Raw genomic sequence first — 23,578 nt, 5'->3', positions numbered from 1 at the left:
CCCGTCTTGTGGTTGGCAAGTTCAGGTTAGGCGTGCAGTGACCGCCTTGAGCCGTGATCAAATCAAAAGATGCCGCGGCTCAGCAATCATTCGGCAATACTGGGCAAGGAACCTTGCCGCATCGGCCCCGTTGATCACCCTGTGATCATAGCTCAGGTCGAGCGGCACCTTAGGAACCGGGCGGGGTGTGCCGTTTTCCCAAACTGTGTCCACCTGCGTGCGCGTTATCCCCAGAATGGCAACTTCCGGCGGGTTGACGATCGGTGTGAACCCGCTGCCGCCGATCCCGCCAAGATTTGTAATCGTCATGGAGGCGCCGCCCATTTCGGCCGGACCCACCTTTCGGGCTTGGGCACGGCGCGCGAGATCAACGATGTCACGCGCGATCTGCACCAGACCCTTTCTGTCAGCATCGCGGATCACCGGAACAACAAGGCCATGAGGGGTATCAACCGCGATCCCGATATGGACATAATGTTTCAGGACCAAGGTCTGACCATCTGCCGTCAACGAGGCGTTGAACTTGGGAAATGCGCGCAGGCATCGGGCCAAGGCCATCACATGAAACGCAAGCGCGGTCAGTTTCACACCGCCCTGCGCAACCTCGGCCCCCCATGCATTGCGCAGAGCTTCGATCGCCGTCACATCGGCGCTGTCATGATGCGTCACAGCCGGGATCAGGGCTTGCGCCGCTGCAAGATTGCGCGCGGCAACCTGTGCTATCCGGCTCATCGGTTCCTCGGTGACCTCGCCAAATTGGGCGTGGTCCACATCCCAAAATGATGTGTCAGCCCCGGCGGGCGATGCAGCCACGTATTGCGCGGGCAGTGCGAAGTCTTCAGGTGCAAGCGTCGTGCGCCCCAACTGCTGGGCCAACGCGACCAAATCAATGCCCTTTTCGCGCGCGAGGCGGCGGGTCGATGGGCTTGCTATAATGTCAGTCATCCGCGTCTCCTACCAACTGGCCGAAATATATTGGGTTTCCATGAATTCCAGCATTCCCTCGTGGCCGCCTTCGCGCCCAAGCCCCGATTGTTTTGTGCCGCCAAAGGGTGCGGCCGGGTCGCTGACCAGCCCCCTGTTGAGCCCGACCATGCCGTAATCCAGTCGTTCGCAAACCTGCAAAGCGCGTTTGAAATCTTCGCTGAACACATACGCAACCAGCCCGTATTCCGTATTGTTCGCCCGCCGGATAACGTCATCTTGGTCGGTAAAGGTCTGGATCGCCGCAACTGGGCCGAAGATTTCGTCCTGCACACACTCGGCGGTTTCGGGCACGCCAGACAAGACTGTCGGCGGATAGAAGAACCCCGGTCCTTCCGGTACGACACCGCCGCATTCCACGCGCGCCCCTTTTGCGACGGCATCTGCCACAAACGCGGCGACCTTGTCGCGCGTGTCCGCATTGACCAGCGGGCCAACATCGATTGATGGATCGGTACCGTCACCGACGTTCAACGCCGCCATTTCTTCCGTCAGGCGGCGTATGAAATCGGGGGCAATCGCTTCGTGCACATAAATCCTGTTGGCCGCAGTACAGGCCTCTCCCAAATTACGCATTTTGGCCAGCATCGTTCCAGCGACTGCCGTTTCGATATCTGCATCCTCAAGAACAACAACGGGCGCATTGCCGCCAAGCTCCATCGCGGGTTTGAGAACTTGATCTGCTGCGGACTTCAGAAGCTTGCGCCCCACACCGGTGGAGCCCGTAAAGCTCACCACCCGCACGCGCGGATCATGCAGCATATGATCGACCAATGCGCCGGTCCTTCTGGATGGCAACACGTTGACCAACCCCTTCGGGACCCCGGCCTCTTCCAAAAGCGGCATCAGGGCCAGCATCGTCAGGGGCGTTTCCGAGGCGGGCTTTATGATCACCCCGCACCCTGCGGCCAATGCCGGGGCAATTTTGCGGGTGCCCATCGCGGCTGGATAGTTCCAGGGCGTTATCAACACCGCAAGTCCGGCGGGCTTATGCTGCACCACGATGCGCGCACCGGAAGCAGGGGCGTGAGTGATCATCCCATCGGCGCGCACGGCTTCTTCCGCGAACCAGCGGAAGAACTCGGCGGCATAGGTTGCCTCGCCCATGGCGTCGGCACGGGCCTTGCCATTTTCAAGTGTTATGATGTGCGCAAACTCGTCCAGCCGGGCGGTCATCAATTCCCAGGCGCGGCGCAGCACTTCGGATCGCGCGCGCGGTGTGCGTGCGGCCCATTCGGCCATTGCGGCTTCGGCGGCATCAAGCGCGGCATCAGCGTCGGCAATATCCGCGGACGCCACCGATGCGAGCACCGCTTCTGTGGCTGGGTTGATGACATCAAACCGCTCTGCGGTCTTATGCCATGCCCCGTCTATGTAAAGGTCGGTGAAATCCATGATCGTCTCCGGTCGGGAAATGCGGGTGTCAAAGCAGGTGGCGAAGCGGGTCGTCGATCCGCCCGGCGAGCCCGGTTAGCAGGGCAATGGCATCATCTGGCGCAAGCTGCGCAGCGGTGCATTCAAGCGTGATGGTCAGTGATCCATCCTGCGCAGTAAGTGTCAGAACCGCAACGGCACCCGCGCCTAGCTGAAGGCCACGCAGGCGGGTTTCTCGAAGATCGCGCAGCAGCAGCGTTGGCGACTCATCGGTAGGCTCAACGGCGGACAGCGAACGGCCCGGCGGGCACCGATAGGCTTGCGCCGCACCGTGACGTTCTACGCCAATCACGATGGGCGCATCTTTGTTGAGCGACTGAGCCGCGAACCCTGCCAAATGTGCGCCGATATCCGTCAAACCATGCTCTGATCCGGCCCACGCCAAAAACTCCGTAAAGCTTTCGGCGCTTGCCTCTGCGCTCAGATGCTGCACGGCTCCCATTGGCTGGGTGGTTGGCTCTGGTGTGCAGATGGCACGCAATGACTCCAGATCACTGACATGGAAGGGTTGCGCGTGACCCGCTGCAGCGAGACGCGCAAGGTCCAACCCTTCTTGACGTGCCAGACGGCGCATCTTGGGCGAGGCTAAAACGCGGCCATCCCTTTGCACAGGCACAGGGGATGCGATCCCGGCTGGACCCGGTGTGTCGGCTTTCGCCTCAACCGGGTCAGCGGGCGGCGTGATGGCGGGCGGCGGTGTGCCCGGCTTGCGCCCCCTCGCCACGGGTGCATCCGGTTTTGCAGGGCTGATGATGGCCACAACGTCCCCGACGGGAACATCTTCGCCATCCTCGGCCAGCGTCGCGGCAAGAAACCCGTCAACACCGGCTGGGACTTCCATTGTGCTTTTGTCGGTTTCGACCTCGAACAGCGCATCGTCCGCCGCGACCGGCTCGCCGGGTTTTTTAAGCCACGCAACCAAGCGGCCGCTGTCCTGAGCCATGCCAAGTTGCGGCATGGTCACGGGGCGACCTTCTGGCAGAGCGTCTGACTGCGGCGCTTCTGCGGCGGGGGTTTCAGATGGCGGCTCTGGCGCGGGGTTATCGGCGTCTTGCGAAATACGCGCAATGACATGGCCCACTGGTACGTCGTCGCCTTCTTGTGCGCTGACCTGCGTCAGAAATCCGTCTGCCTGCGCTTCGACCTCCATTGTGGCCTTGTCAGTCTCAACCTCCAGCAAGGCATCACCCCGAGACACGGGATCACCGGGCGCCTTAAGCCACGCAACGATCCGGCCCGCGTCTTGGGCCATTCCAAGCTGGGGCATGGTCACGTCATGCGGCATCGATCATCTCCCCGGCGCACAGCTTGCGAGCGTTGGCGGCAACGCGTTCCGGCGTCGGAACTGTCAGATCTTCCAGCGCGGGCGAGAAGGGAACCGGCACATCCATAGCGCCCATGCGCAGCACGGGGGCGTCCAGATGGTAAAACGCCTTTTCGTTGAGTCGGCTCGCAATTTCAGCCGTAACGCCGTAACTTTGGTGCCCTTCGTCAATGACGATGGCGCGGCTGGTCTTGCGCACACTGGCCAAGAGCGTTGCTTCATCCAGCGGAACGATGGTGCGCGGGTCGATCACCTCGGCGTCGATCCCGTCAGCCTTGAGAAGCTCCGCCGCTTTTTCGGCCACTTGAACCATGGAAGACGTGCCAATCAGTGTGATGTCGCGCCCTTCGCGTTTCACATTCGCCTGACCAAACGGGATCAGGTATTCTTCTTCCGGCACCGGGGCCTTGTCCTGATACATCAGTTTGTCTTCGAAGATCACGACCGGATTATTGTCGCGGATCGCTGTTTTCATCAGCCCCTTCGCCTCGTAAGCCGAGGACGGCATCGCGACCTTGAGGCCAGGAATATGCGCCACCAAGGCCTGAAGCGACTGACTGTGTTGTGCAGCTGACCGGCGCGTCGCGCCAAGGTTGGTCCGCAAGACCAGCGGCACGGTCAGTTTACCGCCAGACATGTAATGCGTCTTTGCCGCCTGATTGCACAGCTGATCCATGATCAGAAAGATGAAATCACCGAACATCAGATCCACGATTGGCCGTGCGCCCGTCATCGCGGCCCCCACGGCGATGCCCATGAACCCGGGCTCTGCAATCGGCGTGTCGATAACGCGGGCGGTGCCAAATTCCTCGACCAGCCCGGACAGAACCTTGAAGGGCGTGCCGGCCTCGGCCACGTCTTCGCCAATGATAAACGTCGTCGGATCGCGGCGCATTTCTTCGGCCAGCGCTTCGTTGACGGCTTGGGACAGGGTTATCTCTCGCATGTTGGTTTGCTCCTCAGTCCGCGTAGACGTGCATGTCGACTTCGGACCCGTCAGGGTAGTGCGCTTCAAGCGCATAGGCGACGGCATCTTCCGCATCACGGGCGATTTCGGCATTGATTGCTTCGATCTCATCCTCGGCGGCGATGCCTTCGCTCACCAGCATGGCGCGAAAGCGCGAGATCGGATCACGGTTCTCTTTCCAGTCCTTTTCTTCAGCTTTGGACCGGTAATATTCGCGGTTGATGTCGCCCACATGGTGGCCGTGATAGCGATAGGTATCCAATTCCATGAAGAACGGGCCTTCGCCCTTGCGGCAGCGCGCCACCAGTTTCTGGGTCAGGTCATTGACGGCCAGCACATCTTGTCCATCAACCTTGAAGGCTTCGATCCCAAATGCCTCGGCACGGGCGGTGATCGACCCAGCGGCAATTTCTTCGGTCTTTGTGTATTCTGAATAACCGTTGTTTTCGCAGGCATAGATCACCGGAAGCGACCATAGCGCCGCCATGTTCATCACCTCGTACATCAAGCCTTGCGCAGTGGCCCCATCCCCGAAGAAACACACGGTGACATCGTCATGGCCCATCATCTTGGCCCGCAAAGCTGAGCCGGTTGCAATCCCCATCGATCCGCCAACGATCGCATTCGCCCCAAGGTTGCCGTGGCTTTGATCGGCGATGTGCATGGAACCGCCCTTGCCGCGGCAATACCCCTCTTCCTTGCCCAGCAACTCGCAGAACATGGCTCGAAAATTTGCGCCTTTGGCGACGCAATGCCCGTGGCCGCGATGGGTTGACGTGATGCGATCGCTGTCGGTCAGCGCTTCGCAAATGCCCACCGCGACAGCCTCTTCGCCGGAATACATATGGGTCAGGCCGGGCATCTTGGCAGACAGGTACAACTGGTTCGCGTTGTCTTCGAACGTGCGAATGCGGACCATCTGGCGGTACATACGCAGGTAGGCCTCGCTGTTGGTCTTTCCCTTTTTCGAAGTGGTGGCCATCGGTTTCCCCCCTAGGATGCCGGTGTCAAAGCGCGGCGTGTCGGTCGTGAGCGTGCCGGGAGTGTCCCCGGCACAGCGATCAATAGCGGTTGGCGATGGGCAGTTCTTCGGCCGGGAAGAGGCTGATGACCTCGCAGCCGGTTTCGGTCACAACCACCTCTTCTTCGATCCGCGCTGCGGAAAAGCCATCTGTGGCCGGGCAGTATGTTTCCAGTGCGAACACCATCCCGGTTTTGATCTCCATCGGGTGGTCCAGACTGATAGCCCGGCTGATGATTGGCCGCTCATGCAGCGCCAACCCAAGCCCGTGGCCGAACTGAAGGCCAAAGGCCGTGTCTTCATCCGGGAAACCGAACTCTTCGGCTTTGGGCCAAACCTCTGCCACCTTGTCAGTCGACACGCCCGGCTTGATCATCGAAATCGATGCATCGATCCATTCGCGCGCCTTAACATACGCATCGGCTTGAGATGGGGTCGCGCGCCCGATGTTGAACGTGCGGTAATAGCACGTTCGATACCCCTGATAACTTTGGAGAATATCGAAAAATGCCTGATCGCCCGGTCGGAAATATCGATCTGTGAAATTATGTGGATGCGGATTGCATCTCTCGCCCGAGATCGCGTTGATCGCCTCCACGTCGTCGCTGCCCATCTCATAAAGCATCTTGTTGCTCATCGCGACGATGTCATTTTCACGAATGCCTGGCTTCAGCTCTTCATAGATCATGTGATAGACGCCATCGACCATTGCGGCCGCCTGCGTCAAAAGCTGAATTTCATCCCAGTTCTTGATCTCGCGCGCGGCCAGCATGATCTGCTGCCCGTCCACAACGTTCAGGCCCTCTGCCTTCAGGGCGTGGAACATAGCGGTCTCGGCATAATCGACGCCGACCGGCATGTCGCCCATGCCCGCGTCGCGGATCAATCCGGCAATCTCGCGGGCATATTTTTGCATCAATCCAAACTCTGGCGGGATTGTGCCACGCATCCCCACAACGCCGGCGCGGCAATGATCCGGAACCAGCCAGTCCGAGAATTTCTTGTGATGCATCGCGGCAGAGCCGAAGTCCCAGACATAGGGGGCATCGTCGCCGGTCAGAAGACAGAAACGGCACATTTTATCCCGTTCCCATTCGCCGATCTTGGTCGCGCTGACATAGCGGATGTTGTTGACGTCGAACAATAAAAGCGTACCGGCTTGCGACGCCTCAAGCGCCTGCCGGGTGCGCGCCAGCCGGTAGCGACGCAGGCGATCATGGTCGATCCGACGTTCAAAATCGACCGAGGTGTGACCCCAAGCGGGCAACCGACCTTCCCATTGCCAGTTGGGCTGCAGGTCTTGCGGGGTGAGCAGATTGGGCATGAGTGCGCGTGACATGGGCGTGTGTCTCCTGCGGGTACGCTCGTGCGCACCCGTCCAATTTAGAAAAAGGAAGCGAAAAGGGGCGGCGCGGTTACTGGATGCACCAGCCGCCGTCGATGTGGATCATTTGACCCGTCATGTAGTCGCTGTCGTCGCTCGCAAGGAACGACGCGGTGCCTGTGATATCGTCGGGATAGGACACGCGTTTGATCTGCAACGCATCGCGAACAATATCGTCATAGGCTTGGCCTTCGCGTTGCTTGAACCCGATATCCACCAGATCTTTGTCTAGTTGCTCCCAAAGCGGGGTCACGACAACGCCGGGCGCATAACCGTTCACAGTGATGTTGTGCTCAGACAATGCCACTGCCCCACAATGGGTCAACGCAAGACAGCCGTATTTCGACGTGCAATAGACGGTCACATCAACCAGGGGTTTCCGGGACGCGATGGACCCGACATTGATCAATTTGTAAGGCTTCTCTTGTGGGCCTTGATCAATCATCTGGCGCGCGGTTTCCTGCATGCCAAGCCACATCGCCTTGGTGTTGACGTTCATGATCATGTCCCAGTTGTCTTCATCAATATCCATGAAGAAGCGGGGCTTGTTCAAACCGGCATTGAAGAGACCCACGTTGATCATCCCGAAAGCGTCAACAGTTGCCTTTACAGCAGCAGCATTGTCCTCTCGTTTGGTCACATCCATCTTGACCGCAATGGCCTTGCCGTTTCCTGCGGCGTTGATCTTATCGGCAACTGCGGTCGCTGCATCCAGATCAAGATCGCCAATGCAGATGTTGGCGCCTTGCGCCGCGAAATTCTCAGCGTTTGCAGCGCCCATGCCGCGACCGGCACCGGTGATCAGAATGTTCTTACCTTTCAGACGGCTCGGGTCCATGAATTCCTCCCTAGGTGGTTTTTTCTTTTAGAATTTTCTCGGTTCGCGCTTGCAAACGATCCAAGGCGAAGCGCGGCGTTACGATGCCGCGCAGCATGTCGTGCAGTTCGTGGCCGCAAATGCTGATGATGTCCGAAATCTGTGGGATAGGTGGGCGAGGCCAGAATTGAAGCTCGTCGCGCCATGACATCTGGTCGACAACCTCAAAGATCGGCGAAAGCCGCCGAACATCCGGATCAGCGCCAACCGAATAGCGCGGCGCAGTGCGGCTGCCATTTTGAACGTAGAGTTTTTGGGCCGCAGGCGATGTGAACGATACCAAAGCTTCGGCAGCGTCCGGCAGCCTGTCATCGGCAAGGTTGGCGGGGATGCACAAAACATACCCCCCTACCGGCGCGATAGGCACGCCGCCGGGTCCATGCGGATGCGGCAAGTACCCGGTATTGCCATGCGCCGGGCACGTGTTGTCCAGCTCAAAAAACGGCGCAAGCAGAGTATACCCATAGGCCATGGCGACTGTGCCAGCGGCATAGGGCCTGACACGTTCATACCACGACATCGACAGGATATCGGGGGGTGAATAGTCCATGAGCTGCATCAGGTAGTCCGCCGCCTCAAGCGCGCGATCCGTGTCCAAAGCAGGGCGATATTCACCGCTGGCAAGTGCGTCCGTGTCAAAGCCACCCGCGATCTCGGGCAACTCAATAATGGGTTGTCCGAAGGCTGCACAGGTCATCATGAACGTGTGGCCCAACGCGGTCCCGCGCGCCGCGTTCCAAGCGACGCCATACTTGCCACGGCTCGGATTGTGAAAATGTGCTGCGCTTTTCAAAAGCGCGTCTGTCGTTGCAGGTGGCTCAAGCCCGGCAGCGGCAAACCAGTCCTTACGATAAAACATCAGCTCGGGCGTCGTTTGGCTTGGAACACCATAGGGCACCCCGCCCCAGTGGGCAGCGCGCCATCCCGCCGTGTGAAAATCGCTGGGATCAAGCCGCTCAATATCCATCACGTCGGTCAGGGGGCGAATGACGCCTTTCTTCACGAACTCGCCAACCCACGGCAAATCCACAGCAATAAGATCGTAGCGGCTTTTGCTACGCGCGGCATTGCGCAGAGCTTCTTCTCGCAAGCGATCAATGGAAAAAGCGCGTTGGTGAATGTCGGTCCCGACCATTTGTTCAAACTGACGCTTGAGCGTCTGCATCACCATGAAAGTAGGGTCGCCATGCACGAGAATGCGCAGCCCACCGGGCAATTTCAAAGGCTGGGACAAAACCGCCGGCGGCGGGATAGTCGCCTGACCGGGTTGGTATGAGCCACCGAAATAGTAGTCATCAAGGTCACCATCTTCGACGGTTGCGCCAAATGTACGGCGCCCGATCCTGTCGAGACGATCAGCAAGTTGGTTGAACCGATCAAGCAGTTTTGCGCTTGGATGCAGGGTGAAACTCTTCCCCGATTTCGTGCGCGGGCGAAGTTCTACCAGCCCGGCATCCTGTATCTCGGTCAACTTTCGGGTGCCTGTTGCGTAGGGCACGCCAGAGGCTGCGACCATGCTGGACGGTGACACCATCCGTCCCTCGGCATGGCTGCGCAAAAGGTGCAGGATCATGTTAAAGTGAGGGTTCGGTGTGTTTGGATCGAGGGATGTATCGATCTCCAGACTGATTTCCTGAAGAAAATGCACAACGCGGTTCAATTCCGGCGTTGCTGCGCCCGCAAGGCCACCGTCAGAGCCACCAATGCGGCGCTGCGTTGTCGGCGTGTCCTGTGCAAGCTGTGTTTGCATTTTGTCCAATTTGGTGGATGTGTCAGTTGGATTGCGCGGAGCAGTCATAAACGTCCTTCCAAAATTGTTCGAAGTGGCACTCTTCAGATAGGTCAAAATCATCCATAATGGATAAAAAATCATCGAAACTGGATAAAAATGGGTCGTCACTTTGGGCAGGGAATCGCGCTGGATGCGGGCAGATTGCTTGTGGGGTCTTGCTCCTGGCTGAGAGGACAGCCGCAATCTGACAAAAACGCGAATTGGGAGGACTACCGAATGAAACTCACCCTGACAGGTGTTCTGGCTGCATCGACAGCCATTCTTGTAACGAGTGTCGCTGCCGAAACGATGACCATTGGCATCACCCAGAACAACGTGGGCGTGGACAGTTATCAGACCACGTATGAAAAAGCGTTCATTGCTGCCGCTGAAGCGAACCCGAATGTCGAAGCGGTCGTGCTGGATGCCGGCGGCGATGTGGCCCGCCAGATTGCGCAGATGGAAGACCTCATTCAGCAAGAGGTTGACGCGATCATCATCTGGCCAACCAACGGCGAGGCCGTGATCCCAGCCGTGCGCAAAGCCTTTCAGGCAGACATACCCGTGGTTGTCACAAACTCGAACATCGCTGAACAAGGGTTTGATTTCGTGAAATCATTCTCGGGTCCTGATAATATCACCCAAGGATCCCGCTCGGCCGAGATCATGTGCGACAAATTCAAAGACATGGGCATCGAAGCCGAAGCCCGCGTTGTGCAAATCTCAGGGCAACCTGGCTACACGACAGCCATCGAACGTGCGAAAGGGTTTGAAGACCGTCTTCCCGAAGTTTGCCCAGATGTGACGCTCGTTGAAACGCAACCAGGTGACTGGAACCGTGAAAAGTCACAGCAGGTCATGGAAGCATTCTTGGTCAAGTATGACGATATTGATGGCGTCTATTCAGGCGATGACAACATGGGTGTCGGTGCGCTGAACGCAGCGAAAGCGGCGGGCCGCGAAGGCATCATCTTCGTGGGTGCGACGAACTTTGCTGTCGGCTACGAGGCCATGGCCGCGGGCGAATATTGGGGGTCAATCTATCAATCGCCAGTGGATGATGCCGAAGCCGCGCTGCAAACGGCAATCGACATTCTGAACGGTGCTGATGTTCCGTTCCTCAACTACTTCGACACACCCAAGATCACGCAAGACAATATGGGCGACTTTACCAAGCCTGTATTCTGATCCTCTCCGGTCCGCACGGGGCCGCTTTGACTATGCCTCGTGCGGTTTTCCGTAAATGACAGAAATTTAAGAAATTGGAGAGCGGCATGGGGCGAGTCTCTGGGCGCGCGTGCATTGTAACGGGTGCGGCACGCGGTATAGGGCGCGCGATTGGTGAGGCGCTGTTGGATGAAGGTGCGGATGTTTGCTTCGCAGACATAAATGCCAGTCAGGTGGCCGATGTTGCAGACTGCAACAAGGCGCGCGCGCAGGCGTCGGGCGGACGGGTCGCCCATGCTGCCGTGGATGTCACAGACCGCGAACAGGTGCGCGAAATGATAGCGCACACTGTTGAAGCCTTCGGCAAGCTGGACGTCAAGTTCAACAACGCCGGCGTCAACAAGCCGATGAACTTTCTCGACGTCACCGAGGAAAACTGGCGCTTCATAATGGATATCAATGGTCTGGGATGTATGATCGGCATGCAAGAGTCCGCGCGGCAGATGATTGCGCAGGGGACAGGCGGAAAGATCGTCAACACGGCGTCGGTCGCGAGCCGCCAAGGTTTCGGAAATGTCGCGCCCTATTGTGCAAGCAAATGGGCCGTCGTGTCACTGACCCAATCGGGCGCGCGTGATCTGGCCCAGCACGGGATCACTGTGACTGGCTTTGCACCGGGCGTCGTCGCGACGGAAATGTGGGAACAGGTTGATCAAGACCTGATGAAAATCGGCGCGGCAGAACGCCCAGGGCAGGCGATGGAAGAGTTTTCGTCCGAAATCCTGCGCGGTCGCGTCGCTACTCCGGCGGACGTAACTGGAACAACAACGTTCCTCGCATCGCGCGACAGCGACTACATGACGGGTCAAATCGTGATGATTGATGGCGGTATGACGCTGGTATGAACGGGCTGACCTTGGGAAGGGGATGGCATGGCTGGACTGACAAAACAGGGAGTGGCAGGGTTCCTCGCTAAACAGGGAATACTGGTGGCGTTCGTGGTTTTCATGATCGTTTTCACACTCGCAAATCCGCGTTTCATTGACATTGACAACATCTCCGGTGTGGTTCGCTCGTCGGCCATTCTGGGGGTCATGGCTCTTGGCGTCACTTTTGTTGTGATTGGCGGAAATCTTGATTTGTCCGTCGGGTCGATGATGTCGTTTTCAACCATCGTGGTGCTGGATCTGCATGACAAGATCGGACCGGCACTGGCGATCCCGGCCATGTTCGCTTTGACGCTGTGCCTGGGCGCGTTCATCGGGATTCTGGTCGGATATCTCAAACTAAACTCGTTGATCGTCACGCTGGGAATGCTGTCCGCAATTCATGGGCTTACCCTGACTTGGTCAGGGGGCAAAAATATGGATATTGCAGACAAGGAAGGCACGTGGTTCGCCGTGTTTGGGCAAGGCTCCATCTTGGGCATCCCGACACCAATCCTGCTGTTTGCCCTTGTCGCGGCCGTGCTTGGCATCGTGTTGTCCAAAACCCCGTTCGGGCGCAAAATCTATGCCGTGGGCGGGAACGGAACTGCAGCCACCTTTTCAGGTGTGCCGCGCGCACGTGTGGTTTTCTTGACGTATCTTGTGTCGTCGCTTTGCGTGGCGATTGCCGGGCTGATGCAAGCCAGTCGCAGTCTTGGCAGTCAGAATACCGTCGGGCAGGGCATGGAGCTTGAAGTGCTGGCCGCCGTTATCCTTGGGGGCGCGTCTTTGCTTGGCGGGTCGGGAACGATCTTCAAGACAGTCATTGGCGTACTCATCCTTGGTTTCATTCAAAATGGACTTTTGCTGGTCGGGCTACCCTTCTACGTCCAGTACGTCGTGACTTGGGTCATCATTATTCTCGCTGTTTGGCTTGATATCGCCGCCAAACGTGGCCGTCTTTTGTCGCCGATCGCATGAGGAGAGGATAATGACCAAGGAAACCCTGTTCAAACAGGGGGCCATCTGGGCCTTCATCGCAGTCGAACTTGCCTTCTTTACCATCGCAGGCGACTTTTTATCCACATCGGATAAATCCTTTATGGATTTTGACAACATGCTGCTGTTGCTCAAACAGTCCGCACCAATCGGAATTATCGCGGTCGGCATGACGATCATCATGATCAACGGCAATATTGATTTGTCGGTCGGCGCTGTCTTTGCCTTGGCGGCAGTCGTGATGCTGGACAGCATGACCTGGCCATTTATGGCCGCGCTTGGGGATTGGGCAATCCCGCTTGCGTGGCTGTTTGCCCTAACCACGGGTATGGTTCTGGGGGCCATCAATGGGTTCATCGTTTGGAAGACCGGCGTTGACGCATTCATTGTGACGCTTGGGTCGATGCTTGGCTACCGGGGGCTTGTGTTCATGTACAATGGCGAGCAGCCAACCAGCCATCTGAACTGGACATTGGTCGATTTCGCCGAAGCGCAATTTCTGGGGCTGCACACAGCAACTTGGTTCTTCTTGGTGTGCGTTCTGGTGCTTTGGCTGGTGATGACGCGCACGGTGCACGGCCGCAACGCCTATGCGATCGGGAACAACCGCGAAGCGGCGGTAAACGCCGGGATCAAGGTCGGCCCGCATATCTTGCTCAACTTTGTCATTATCGGCTTTCTGGCCGCATTGTCAGCGGTTGTGTTCTATTCCGAAAGCGGGTCGGTCAACCCGAATGACGGGATGCTCTACGAGTTGTGGGCAATCACAGCGGTCGTTCTGGGCGGAACCAAGCTGATGGGCGGATACGGCTCCATCATCTCAACGCTGGGCGGGGTCATTGCGATCCAGCTTCTTCGCAAGGGGCTAGGCCACATCGGTGCCGATACGGAAACCGTCAACCTCGTGATTGGCCTGATCCTGATCGCGGTTTTGATTTTGGACCGGCAGCTGAACCAAAAGGGCAAGCAGGAGCTTCGGACATGAGCACGTCAGTTACCCCCGTTTTGCGTCTGGACGGAATTGTCAAAACATTCCCCGGTGTTAAGGCGCTGGATGGTGTCTCACTAACCGTGATGCCGGGCGAAGTTCATGCCTTGATGGGTGAAAATGGCGCGGGAAAGTCGACTTTGATGAAAGTTCTGGGCGGCATTTTTGCGCCCAACGAAGGCCAGATATTCATTGCGGACGAGCCCGTGCAAATGACCTCGCCCCTGCAGGCGAAATCCAAGGGCGTTGTGTTCATCCATCAAGAACTGAGCCTTGCAGACGAGTTGAGCGTGGCCGAAAACATCTTTCTCGGGGAACTGCCGCGCAAAAGCCTTGGCCGTGTGGACTGGCTAACACTTTACGACCGGACGGACCGGATATTGAAGACACTCAATGTCGGGTTCAACGCCCGCACCCGCGTTGGGGATTTGTCTATTGCCAATCAGCAAATGGTGGAAATCGCGCGCGCACTGACGGTTGACCCAATCGCGGTAATTTTTGACGAACCGACCGCGTCTTTGACCGACGCAGAAAAATCAGTGCTGTTCGACGTGATTGCAGACCTGAAGGGGCGGGGGGTTGGCATCATCTATATTTCTCACCGGATGGAAGAAATTTTCAAGATCACCGACCGGATCAGTGTGTTGCGAGACGGCCAGTATCGCGGAACTTTGGACACCGCGCACACCAACGAAGATGAGGTCACGCAACTGATGATCGGGCGCAGCCTTGATCTGTCACGCAAGGCCAGCAGCCATGAAGTCGGCGAAATCGCTTTAGAGGCGCGAAATCTCAGCTGCGGCAGTCTCTATCAGGATGTTTCCTTTACCGTGCGGCGCGGTGAGGTCGTTGGCTTCTATGGTCTGGTCGGCGCTGGCCGAACAGAGATTGCAGAGACTATCTTTGGGCTGCGCGAGCCGTCGGGCGGGGAAATCTTGCTCGACGGGCAGACCGTGCAGTTCAGATCCCCGATTGATGCGATTGCGCGGGGAATTTCGCTGGTGCCGGAAGACCGCAAGGGGCAAGGGCTGGTTCTTGGCATGAATTGCCGGGACAACATGACCCTTCCGCAGGTCGGAGACCTTGTTGCCGGACCCTTTGTCTCGGATGGTGCCGAGATCGCGATTTTCGATCAGTATCGCGACAAGTTGGACATTCGCACGCCGGGTTGGCGACAAACCGTTGGCAACCTTTCGGGGGGGAACCAACAGAAGATCGTGATCGGCAAATGGCTGTCGATGCACCCCAGCGTGCTGATTGTGGATGAGCCAACGCGCGGCATTGATGTTGGGTCCAAGGCCGAGATTCACAATCTGATCCGCGATCTGGCGGCGCAAGGGTACGCGGTGGTGGTCATCAGCTCGGAAATGCCCGAGGTGCTGCACGTGTCCGACAGGATTGTTGCGATGTATCAGGGCCGCATCATTTGCGACTTCACCGCAGAGACTGTCACCGAAGACAACCTGATCCAGGCAATATCTGGAATTGATCCTCGAAAGGTCGCCTGATGCGCGTGGGCTTTGCCGGGCTCGGGCGGATGGGCTGTCACATGGCGACCAATTTGGCGCGTGCCGGTCATGAGGTCACCTTGTGGAACCGCTCAACTGACAAGGCGCAGGCTTTGGCACATACCCTGAACTGCGCGGTTGCCGACACACCTGCGGCCCTGAGCAGGACCGTTGATGTGGTGGTAGCGATGCTGGCAGACGACACGTCATCTCATGCGGTCCACTTTGGGGCGGAAGGTCTGTTTGCCGCAGATGGCCCCCGGAACTTCATCGAAATGGGGACCATGAGCCCTGATCATATCGCCTCTCTTGTGGCCTCGGCTCCGCCCGGTTCGATGGTCATTGACGCCCCTGTTTCTGGCGCAACGCAAGCCGCTGCCGATGCGGAACTGTTGATTATGGCTGGCTGCAGCGACGCGCAGGCTGCGCCCTTTTTGCCCCTCTTTCAGGCGATGGGACGCCGTACAATCTGCCTTGGCGCGCCCGGTTCAGGGGCGTTGATGAAACTTGCCGTCAATTCGCTGATCCATGGGCTCAACCAAACGCTGGCCGAAGCGATGACCTTGGCAGAGGCGGGCGGGATCACGCCAGAGTCGGCGTTCGACGTGATCGAGGCAAGCGCGGCCGGGGCGCCCATGTTGCGCTATCGTCGGCCGCTCTACCTGGACGAGGCCGGCCACGATGTGACTTTTACCGTTTCGTTGGCGCGCAAAGACATGGAAATCACGACCCGGCTCGCGGCACGGCTGGGCACACAGATGCCACAAGGGCAGGTCACGCTAAACGCGCTGAGACAAGCCGAAACCAAAGGGTACGGCGCGCGCGATATGGCTGCGATGCTGAGTTTCAATAAAGAGGATACTGCGCAATGAAAGCAGCTTTGTTTGTCGGCGGCTGGGAAGGCCACGCACCGATGCATTTCGCGGAATGGTACTCTGACCTTCTGAAAGCCAACGGGTTCAACGTCACGTTGCACGAAACACTTGAGCCCCTCGAACACCCGGACGCGATGGCCGATGTGGATTTGATAACGCCGATTTGGTCGTCTGCGCGATCAGGGCACCACGAAGAGTTTGGCAATATGACCAAACTGCAAGAAGACGGATTGCTGAAGCTGATCGGCGCGGGCTGCGGTCTGGCGGGATGGCACGGTCACATGGGGGATGCATTTCGGGATCGTCCCACGTATCATTTTCTGATCGGCGGGCAATTTGTGGCCCATCCACCGGGATGGCCTGACAACCTGCAACCGGCCGAAGATTACATCGATTATGATGTGACGATCTGCAAACCGCATCATCCACTGGTGCAGGGCATCCGCAGTTTTCGTTTGAAGTCAGAACAGTATTACATGCTGACCGATCCATCCAACGAGGTGTTGGCGACGACGACGTTCTCTGGCGATCACCTGTGGTGGATCGAAGGCACCGTGATGCCGGTGACGTGGACACGGCGCTGGGACAAAGGGCGCGTTTTCTACTGCTCCATCGGGCACGAACTGGACGATTTGAAGGTTCCACAAGTCACCGAAATGATCCGCCGCGGGGCTCTTTGGGCGGCCGGGGGGCGCTCACAGGCGGGTTGGCAGTAGTCAACCACTGCACCAGTCCATCACCCAAGGCTGCGCAAGTCATGGTGAACGCGTGTTCAGCGCAGACTGACGGGCTGCGTCACACCCAATCTGGCCTTAACAAAGCGGCGGTTTGGCCCTATTTTCTGGGCTGCTCAAGACCGTATACCTGCCAAGCCGAGCTTGTTTGGCGGAGGATCCTTTCTTGACACACGACATCACGCTTCCCACAACCACAGACGCTGTTTTTGCCGCCTACAGGCAGGTCAATCTTGTCGGGGGCGCTCGCGCGCCGTCGATGGCGTCGTTGGACGTTATGAACCCAGCTACAGCGCAGGTTCTTGGTCAGGCCGCCGATAGCGGCCCCGAAGAGACGGCTTCAGCTGTTGCAGCGGCAAAGGCGGCTCAGATCCCTTGGGCGCAACTTCCGGCGCGCGAACGTGGCAAGCGGGTTGCGATTGCTGCACGGGCCGCCGCGGAACAGGTCGAATTGATCGCGCAGGTTCTTGCACGCGAAACCGGCAAGGCCATTCGTACCGAATGCCGGGGCGAGGTGACTGTTGCCGCCGATATTCTGGAATTCTACGGCAACCTTGGGTCCGAATTGAAGGGTCAAACAATCCCCTACAATCCACGCATGCTGACCATGACGGCGCGTGAGCCGCTGGGCGTGGTGGCAGCCATCGTCCCGTGGAACGTGCCGCTTGTGTTGATGGCGCTCAAGATCGGACCGGCGCTTGTCGCGGGCAACACGGTCGTTGTGAAGTCCTCGGAAGAGGCCCCGTTCGCGACCTATTTGATGGCCGAAATTCTGATGCAGCACTTGCCTGCGGGTGTGCTCAACGTCGTGAACGGCACCGGGGCCACCTGCGGTAACGCCCTGACCACCCATCCCGATATCGCAAAGATCACGTTCACTGGTTCCGAAGCTGTCGGCGAAGCGATCTATAAGATTGGGGCCAGCCGGATCATTCCCGTTTCGCTTGAACTTGGCGGCAAGTCCCCGATGATCGTGTGCGAAGACGCCGATCTGGGCAAGGCCGTCGCAGGTGCGATTTCTGGCATGCGGTTCACGCGGCAGGGTCAAAGCTGCACGGCGGCCAGCCGGATCTATGTGCATGAGACATTGCTAGAGCCGTTCATGGAACAGCTTGGCGCGGCGCTGAACAAACTGGTAATTGGCGACCCGCTGGACGAAGCAACAGATGTCGGCACGATTATCAATGCGCGTCAGGCCGCGACGATCAACCGGTATGTGGCCATGGCTGAAGAGACCGAAGGAGCGACGGTCCAGCGGTTTGGTGAGTTGCCTCGTGACGAAGGTCTGTCGCCTGATCTGTTTCTACAGCCCACAATCCTTTCGGGCTTGGCAGACGATCACCCCTGCGTGCTCCAAGAGATTTTCGGGCCTGTCGCCGTCGTAAAGGGCTGGTCAGACTACGAGGCGGTCATCGAGCAAGCCAATGGCACGCATTATGGACTGGCAGCCTCGGTTTGGACAAAAAGCCTGTCGACAGCCCTCGACAGCACGGCGCGATTGAACGCGGGCTATGTACAAGTGAACCAGAACCTTACGATCCAGCCAAATGTGTCATACGGCGGCTTCGGTCGGTCCGGACTTGGCAAAGAGGCGTCGCTTGAAGCGATGTTGGAACACTTTACTCGATCCAAGACCATCGTGATCAACTTCGACTGAAATCGGACTGCGCGGCATCCAATGGCCGCGCGGGCGCGTGCTGGTCATAAGTCAGTTTCTTGGTCGGGATACAAAAAAAGCGCCGCACGTGATGTGCGGCGCTTTTGCGTTTGCGGGTTGCCAACTGTGATTAGGATTGGCCCTTCCATGGCACCAGCCATGCTTCTGCTTTGCGCATCAGGATATCGATCGCGAACCCGATCAGCCCGATCATGACGATCCCCATCATAACGATATCCGTCGCCTGAAACTTGGATGCAGCCACAATCATCTTACCCGCACCTTTTTCAGCAGCGACAAGTTCAGCGGCAACCACCGTCCCCCAACACACACCCATTGCAACACGGGCCCCGGTGAAGATTTCAGGCAGGGAGTTGGGAACGATGACATAGCGGAGGACTTGCCACTTCGACGCCCCGAGCGAATAGGCCGCATGCACCTTTGAGATGTTCACGCCAGAGACACCAGCACGGGCCGAAATGATCATCACCCACAGAGCAGCAAGGAAAAGAAGAACGATCTTACCATTTTCCCCGATGCCGAACCAAATGATGACCAGCGGGATCAAGGCGAGCGGAGGAACCGGACGCATGAATTCCACAATCGGATCAAACCAACCGCGCGCCCAGCCGGACAGGCCCATCGCGTACCCAAGTGGAATCCCAATCAGAGACCCCAGAACAAAGCCCGCCACAACGCGCCACAGAGACCAGCCGACATGCTCCCAAAGCGACACGTTCTGATACCCGTCCCGTGCAATGGTAAAGAACTGGATAGCTACTTTTTCAGGTGGTGGCATCCAGATTGCTTCCATCTGAAGGCCCTTGTTCGGCGAAAAGTTGAGCGAGCCGCGCGCCGTCATGGTCACCGACCCATTCGGCACTTTGACTATGTCGCCGGGAACAAGGGGTTCGCCCTCTACGGCGATGATTTTTGCGTCGGCACCATCGTTGCGCTGTGCGCGGACAAGGGTTGATCGCCATGCGGCAACCGTTGCGCTGTCACTTTGCGCAAAACCAGCCGCGGGAGTGGGTGCAGGGGCTTCAATGTCTGCGCCCATTTCGTGCACCAAAACGGTTACGGTTGCATCGGCTGTTTCGCCGTCCGGCGCTTCCGAGGTATAGGTGAAAGACGTGGTGCCCAAGAATGGCCCAGGCACGTGCACGGGCACGAGAGACGAGCCCGTAAACGCGCCCCAAACCAGAAAGACGACAATCACGGAAATGATCGATGCGAAGCGATCCGGCTTTACGGCGCTTTCGTCGCCAAATGTGACCGTTTTCAGTGTCGTGAAATCGGTAACTTTGGTCATGGAAACGCGAACAAGTTGAATCGCCAGGAATGCGCCGAAAAAGAGCGCGGCATAGACGGCGATAAGAACGAAACCTGTCATTTTACTGCTCCGATCCGCTCATGATTTCTTCTTCCATTTCCCAAATCATATTCAGGATCTCTTTCTTGGTTTCACTGAAGGCCGGGTCTTCCTTCACCTCTCGCAGGTCGGATTTGACCGCCCGCTCGGCAAAGGAGAGTTTGTATTCTTTGTGAATCCGACCCGGACGCGGTGCCATGACCAATAGGCGCTCGCCAAGCAAAAGGGCTTCATCGACCGAGTGCGTAATCAGGATGATCGTCTTGCCAGTCTCTTTCCACAGGTTGAGCACCAACCCCTGCATTTTTTCACGCGTCAATGCATCAAGTGCGCCAAGCGGTTCATCCATAAGGATGACGTCCGGATCGTTCGCAAGACAGCGGGCCAGGGCCACGCGCTGCTGCATCCCGCCGGACAATTCATAAACGGCTTTCTCCTTAAACGATCGCAAGCCGACAGTATTCAACAGGTTGTCCACGATCGTGTTGCGATCGGTTTCCGGCATGCCCTTCATGCGCGGCCCAAATTCGACATTCTCGCGAACACTCATCCACTCAAACAGCGCACCTTGCTGGAATACCATGCCCCGTTCCGCGCCCGGTTGCGTCACCGGAACATCGTTCAATGTCACCGACCCGCCGGTATGTGACAAAAAGCCGGCCAAGATATTGAGCAACGTCGACTTGCCGCACCCCGATGGGCCAAGCACTGAAATCAATTCGCCCTTTCCGATTTCAAGACTGACATCTTTGAGAGCTTGAACATGACTGCCGTTCGGCAAGTCGAAACGCATAGACAGATTATTAATACTCAAGAAAGTCATAAGACACAGTTCCTGGATGGGGTGATAGGAAGAAGGCGGGCCTGAGCCCGCCTTCCCTTGGTGCTGCATTACTGGGTTGCAGCAAGCGGACCTGTGGCGATCGAACCTTCATAGCTGTCTAGGGCGCTTGGAATGCTGCCCGCTTCCACGAACACGTCCGCCACGCCCTTCATGAAGGTTTGCGCATTGCCGCCCAGCCATTTGGCCGACAGTTGATCTTCGACCGTGGGGAACGTGAAGGTCGAGATTGACGCTTCGGTTGCTTCAACAGACATACCTGACTCGGCTGCAATTTTGGCCAGCATGTCGGGCGATTTGGTTTCCGCCCACTCTGCGTTTGCCTGTGCGGTGACAGCCAGGAAATCGGAAACACTATCTTCGTTTTCGATCACGAAATCAGCCGGCGCCGATGTCACGTCGAAAACAAGAATGCCCAATTCTTCTTTCTCGGCACCGGTCAGAAGGATGTTGCCGTGCTCTTTCATACGGCTCAGTCCGCCACCCCAGCCACAAGCGAAGTCCACTTCGCCCTGTGCCAAAGCTGCGGCACCATCTGTGGGTGCCATGTCCACAACTGTCAGGCTGGCAACGTCGACGCCAAAATGATCCATCTGGCGCAAAAAGCCGTAATGCGCGGCTGTGCCGATTGGCACGGCGACTTTCTTGCCATTCAGATCGCTCGCGGTTTCCTTGTCAATTTCCAACTCCGTCGCGACGACGCAGTTGTCATTCTCGGAATAGCTGACCGCGACATCCAGAACCTGAAGCGGCTGTCCTGCGGACACGGCAACAACGAAAGGCGGCACGCCTTGTGAGACGGAAATTTGCACATCGCCCGATGCCATGGCTGCGGACATCGCCGTGCCAGTTTCAAAGCTGACCCAGTTCACGGGCATGCCAAGGGCTTCTGCATATGCGCCGTCTGCCTTTGCTGCGAGGAACGGCATTGGCCATTCCAAAAAGTACCCCACTGTCAATTCTTGGGCAGTTGCAGCCTGGGCGCTTAACAAAAGGGCGCCGCCGGACAGAAGTTTGGCAAGTGTCTTCATCATAGTCTCCTGGTTGGAATTGCCGAAGTCAGCGACCCGCCCGCTCCGGCAAATTATAATTGATAGCGCCCCAACATCGATGGTGCGCTTGGGTCAAGTAAGGGAAGGTTCTTTGCTGTTCTCAACAGGGGCATGCATCTGGACATAAAAGTTGACACCACTTGGCCCTACTCACGCTGCAATTTTGGGCACACCGTGACCACATCGAACTTGCAGATGCATATCGCACATCTGCCAGTTTTCATATCATTCTTGATTCTAGTGGAGAGACCCCCGTGACACACGCTGCGCCAGGCAACCATTTTGATGACGTCATCCGCGCAGACCGCGCCCATGTCTGGCATCATCTCACTCAGCACAAAGCGCATGAAACAACCGATCCCAGGGTCATGATCGAAGGTAAGGGCCTGCGTGTTTGGGACGCTTCAGGGCGTGAACATATTGATGCGGTGTCCGGCGGCGTTTGGACCGTCAATGTTGGCTACGGCCGCGAGAGCATCGCAAATGCGATCCGCGATCAGGTCGTTAAGCTCAATTTCTTTGCACAGTCAGCCGGGTCAGTTCCAGGTGCAGTGTTCGCTGAGAAACTAATCGAAAAGATGCCAGGGCTGAGCCGGGTCTATTACGTCAACTCGGGATCCGAGGCGAACGAGAAAGCGTTCAAGATGGTTCGGCAGATCGCGCACAAGCGCTATGGCGGCAAGAAGCGCAAGATCCTCTATCGGGAACGCGACTACCACGGGTCGACCATTTCCACGATTTCGGCCGGCGGTCAGGCGGAACGCAACGCGCAATATGGTCCTTATACGCCGGGCTTCGTGTCTGTGCCGCATTGCCTTGAGTATCGCGCGCAGTGGGACGTCGAAAATTACGGCGAACGCGCGGCTGATGCGATTGAAGAAGTGATACTGCGCGAAGGTCCGGACACTGTGGGCGCGCTTTGTTTGGAAACCGTGACCGCTGGCGGCGGCGTCATCCCGGCACCGCAGGGCTATTGGGAACGCGTTCAAGAGATCTGCCGCAAATACGATATTTTGCTGCACCTGGACGAAGTGGTTTGCGGGGTTGGTCGCACCGGAACGTGGTTCGGGTATCAGCAATACGGGATCAAGCCAGATCTTGTTACAATGGCAAAAGGCGTTGCATCGGGCTACGCTGCGATTGCGTGTCTTGTGACCACCGAGAACGTTTTTGAGATGTTCAAGGACGAGGCAAGCGACCCCCTGAACCATTTCCGCGACATCTCGACCTTCGGGGGATGCACGGGCGGGCCTGCCGCCGCGCTTGAGAACATGCGCATCATCGAAGACGAAGACCTTTTGGGCAACACCACCACGATGGGCGCGCGCCTGATGGACAATCTTCATGCGTTGAAAGACCGGCATGCGGTCGTTGGCGATGTGCGTGGGTCCGGTTTGTTTTGCGGCGCAGAACTGGTAGCAGACCGCATCAGCAAGGATCCGGTTGCCGAAGCACAGGTGCAGGCGGTGATCGCTGACTGCATGGGGCAGGGGGTTATCATCGGCGCAACCGCGCGTGCGGTGCCGGGGTTCAATAACACTCTGTGTCTTGCGCCTTCGCTCATCGCTACAGCGGATGATATCGATGCAATTACAGACGCCATCGACCACGCGCTGACACGGGTTTTTGGATAGGCTTGTCGTGCATTGCGCCGGGGGATTGGACTGCTTAGGGTAAGTCCAAACCTCCAGCACTTT

General features: G+C 57.7%; 20 protein-coding genes. 9 read left to right on the top strand and 11 right to left on the bottom strand.

Annotation, left to right across the window (positions count from 1 at the left end; genetic code table 11):
• Positions 1-57: 57 nt before the first annotated feature.
• The 8 genes from E2L05_RS12745 to E2L05_RS12710 all read right to left on the bottom strand — a co-directional run bounded on the left by E2L05_RS12745 (position 58) and on the right by E2L05_RS12710 (position 9,789).
• Complete coding sequence (locus tag E2L05_RS12745; RefSeq protein ID WP_133343287.1) at positions 58-945, bottom strand: 2-oxo acid dehydrogenase subunit E2; 888 nt, start codon at positions 943-945, stop codon at positions 58-60.
• Positions 946-954: 9 nt separating this feature from the next.
• Positions 955-2,379 (bottom strand): NAD-dependent succinate-semialdehyde dehydrogenase, encoded by a 1,425-nt coding sequence (locus E2L05_RS12740; protein ID WP_133343286.1) that lies wholly within the window; start codon positions 2,377-2,379, stop codon positions 955-957.
• 28 nt (positions 2,380-2,407) lie between these two features.
• Complete coding sequence (locus E2L05_RS12735) at positions 2,408-3,703, bottom strand: biotin/lipoyl-containing protein (RefSeq protein ID WP_133343285.1); 1,296 nt, start codon at positions 3,701-3,703, stop codon at positions 2,408-2,410.
• Positions 3,693-4,688, bottom strand: coding sequence for an alpha-ketoacid dehydrogenase subunit beta (locus tag E2L05_RS12730; protein WP_133343284.1), 996 nt, complete (start codon positions 4,686-4,688; stop codon positions 3,693-3,695). Before E2L05_RS12730 ends, E2L05_RS12735 begins: the two co-directional genes overlap by 11 nt.
• A gap of 13 nt (positions 4,689-4,701) precedes the next feature.
• Complete coding sequence (locus E2L05_RS12725; protein ID WP_133343283.1) at positions 4,702-5,691, bottom strand: thiamine pyrophosphate-dependent dehydrogenase E1 component subunit alpha; 990 nt, start codon at positions 5,689-5,691, stop codon at positions 4,702-4,704.
• A gap of 79 nt (positions 5,692-5,770) precedes the next feature.
• Positions 5,771-7,069 carry a M24 family metallopeptidase gene (locus E2L05_RS12720; protein ID WP_133343282.1) on the bottom strand — a complete coding sequence of 433 codons (1,299 nt, stop codon included), beginning with the start codon at positions 7,067-7,069 and terminating at the stop codon, positions 5,771-5,773.
• A 76-nt stretch (positions 7,070-7,145) separates the two neighbouring features.
• Positions 7,146-7,952 (bottom strand): SDR family NAD(P)-dependent oxidoreductase, encoded by an 807-nt coding sequence (locus tag E2L05_RS12715; protein ID WP_133343281.1) that lies wholly within the window; start codon positions 7,950-7,952, stop codon positions 7,146-7,148.
• 10 nt (positions 7,953-7,962) lie between these two features.
• Complete coding sequence (locus tag E2L05_RS12710; RefSeq protein WP_243721969.1) at positions 7,963-9,789, bottom strand: ABC transporter substrate-binding protein; 1,827 nt, start codon at positions 9,787-9,789, stop codon at positions 7,963-7,965.
• Positions 9,790-9,999: 210 nt separating this feature from the next.
• Between E2L05_RS12710 and E2L05_RS12705 the strand changes: the two genes are divergently transcribed.
• The 8 genes from E2L05_RS12705 to E2L05_RS12670 all read left to right on the top strand — a co-directional run bounded on the left by E2L05_RS12705 (position 10,000) and on the right by E2L05_RS12670 (position 18,616).
• Positions 10,000-10,950, top strand: a complete 951-nt coding sequence (locus E2L05_RS12705) for a sugar ABC transporter substrate-binding protein (RefSeq protein WP_133343280.1) — start codon at positions 10,000-10,002, stop codon at positions 10,948-10,950.
• A gap of 86 nt (positions 10,951-11,036) precedes the next feature.
• Positions 11,037-11,834, top strand: coding sequence for an SDR family NAD(P)-dependent oxidoreductase (locus tag E2L05_RS12700; protein ID WP_133343279.1), 798 nt, complete (start codon positions 11,037-11,039; stop codon positions 11,832-11,834).
• Positions 11,835-11,861: 27 nt separating this feature from the next.
• A complete protein-coding gene (locus E2L05_RS12695) occupies positions 11,862-12,836 on the top strand; it encodes an ABC transporter permease (RefSeq protein WP_133343278.1) in 975 nt (324 codons plus the stop codon).
• A gap of 10 nt (positions 12,837-12,846) precedes the next feature.
• Positions 12,847-13,839: an ABC transporter permease gene (locus E2L05_RS12690; protein WP_133343277.1), complete on the top strand. Its 993-nt coding sequence runs from the start codon at positions 12,847-12,849 to the stop codon at positions 13,837-13,839.
• The gene (locus E2L05_RS12685) at positions 13,836-15,350 is read left to right on the top strand and encodes a sugar ABC transporter ATP-binding protein (RefSeq protein ID WP_133343276.1); all 1,515 of its coding nucleotides are present in this window, start codon (positions 13,836-13,838) and stop codon (positions 15,348-15,350) included. Before E2L05_RS12690 ends, E2L05_RS12685 begins: the two co-directional genes overlap by 4 nt.
• The gene (locus E2L05_RS12680) at positions 15,350-16,222 is read left to right on the top strand and encodes an NAD(P)-dependent oxidoreductase (RefSeq protein WP_133343275.1); all 873 of its coding nucleotides are present in this window, start codon (positions 15,350-15,352) and stop codon (positions 16,220-16,222) included. The genes E2L05_RS12685 and E2L05_RS12680 overlap by 1 nt, the downstream gene beginning before the upstream one ends.
• On the top strand, positions 16,219-16,941 hold the full coding sequence (locus E2L05_RS12675; RefSeq protein ID WP_133343274.1) for a ThuA domain-containing protein: 723 nt from the start codon (positions 16,219-16,221) through the stop codon (positions 16,939-16,941). The genes E2L05_RS12680 and E2L05_RS12675 overlap by 4 nt, the downstream gene beginning before the upstream one ends.
• Positions 16,942-17,125: 184 nt before the next feature.
• The gene (locus E2L05_RS12670; protein ID WP_243721968.1) at positions 17,126-18,616 is read left to right on the top strand and encodes an aldehyde dehydrogenase family protein; all 1,491 of its coding nucleotides are present in this window, start codon (positions 17,126-17,128) and stop codon (positions 18,614-18,616) included.
• Positions 18,617-18,746: 130 nt separating this feature from the next.
• On the opposite strand, the gene E2L05_RS12665 is transcribed toward E2L05_RS12670, so the two are convergent.
• From E2L05_RS12665 to E2L05_RS12655, 3 genes are all read right to left on the bottom strand, one after another.
• Positions 18,747-20,009: an ABC transporter permease gene (locus tag E2L05_RS12665; RefSeq protein WP_133343273.1), complete on the bottom strand. Its 1,263-nt coding sequence runs from the start codon at positions 20,007-20,009 to the stop codon at positions 18,747-18,749.
• A gap of 1 nt (position 20,010) precedes the next feature.
• Positions 20,011-20,811 (bottom strand): ABC transporter ATP-binding protein, encoded by an 801-nt coding sequence (locus E2L05_RS12660; protein WP_133343272.1) that lies wholly within the window; start codon positions 20,809-20,811, stop codon positions 20,011-20,013.
• A 68-nt stretch (positions 20,812-20,879) separates the two neighbouring features.
• Positions 20,880-21,863: a taurine ABC transporter substrate-binding protein gene (locus tag E2L05_RS12655; protein WP_133343271.1), complete on the bottom strand. Its 984-nt coding sequence runs from the start codon at positions 21,861-21,863 to the stop codon at positions 20,880-20,882.
• Between the two features lie 272 nt (positions 21,864-22,135).
• Between E2L05_RS12655 and E2L05_RS12650 the strand changes: the two genes are divergently transcribed.
• A complete protein-coding gene (locus E2L05_RS12650) occupies positions 22,136-23,515 on the top strand; it encodes an aminotransferase family protein (RefSeq protein WP_243721967.1) in 1,380 nt (459 codons plus the stop codon).
• Positions 23,516-23,578: the final 63 nt, after the last annotated feature.

Source organism: Meridianimarinicoccus aquatilis (genome assembly GCF_004358675.1).
Lineage (GTDB): Bacteria > Pseudomonadota > Alphaproteobacteria > Rhodobacterales > Rhodobacteraceae > Meridianimarinicoccus > Meridianimarinicoccus aquatilis.
Note: the sequence above shows the minus strand (reverse complement) of the source record. Positions and strands in the feature narration are given on the sequence as shown.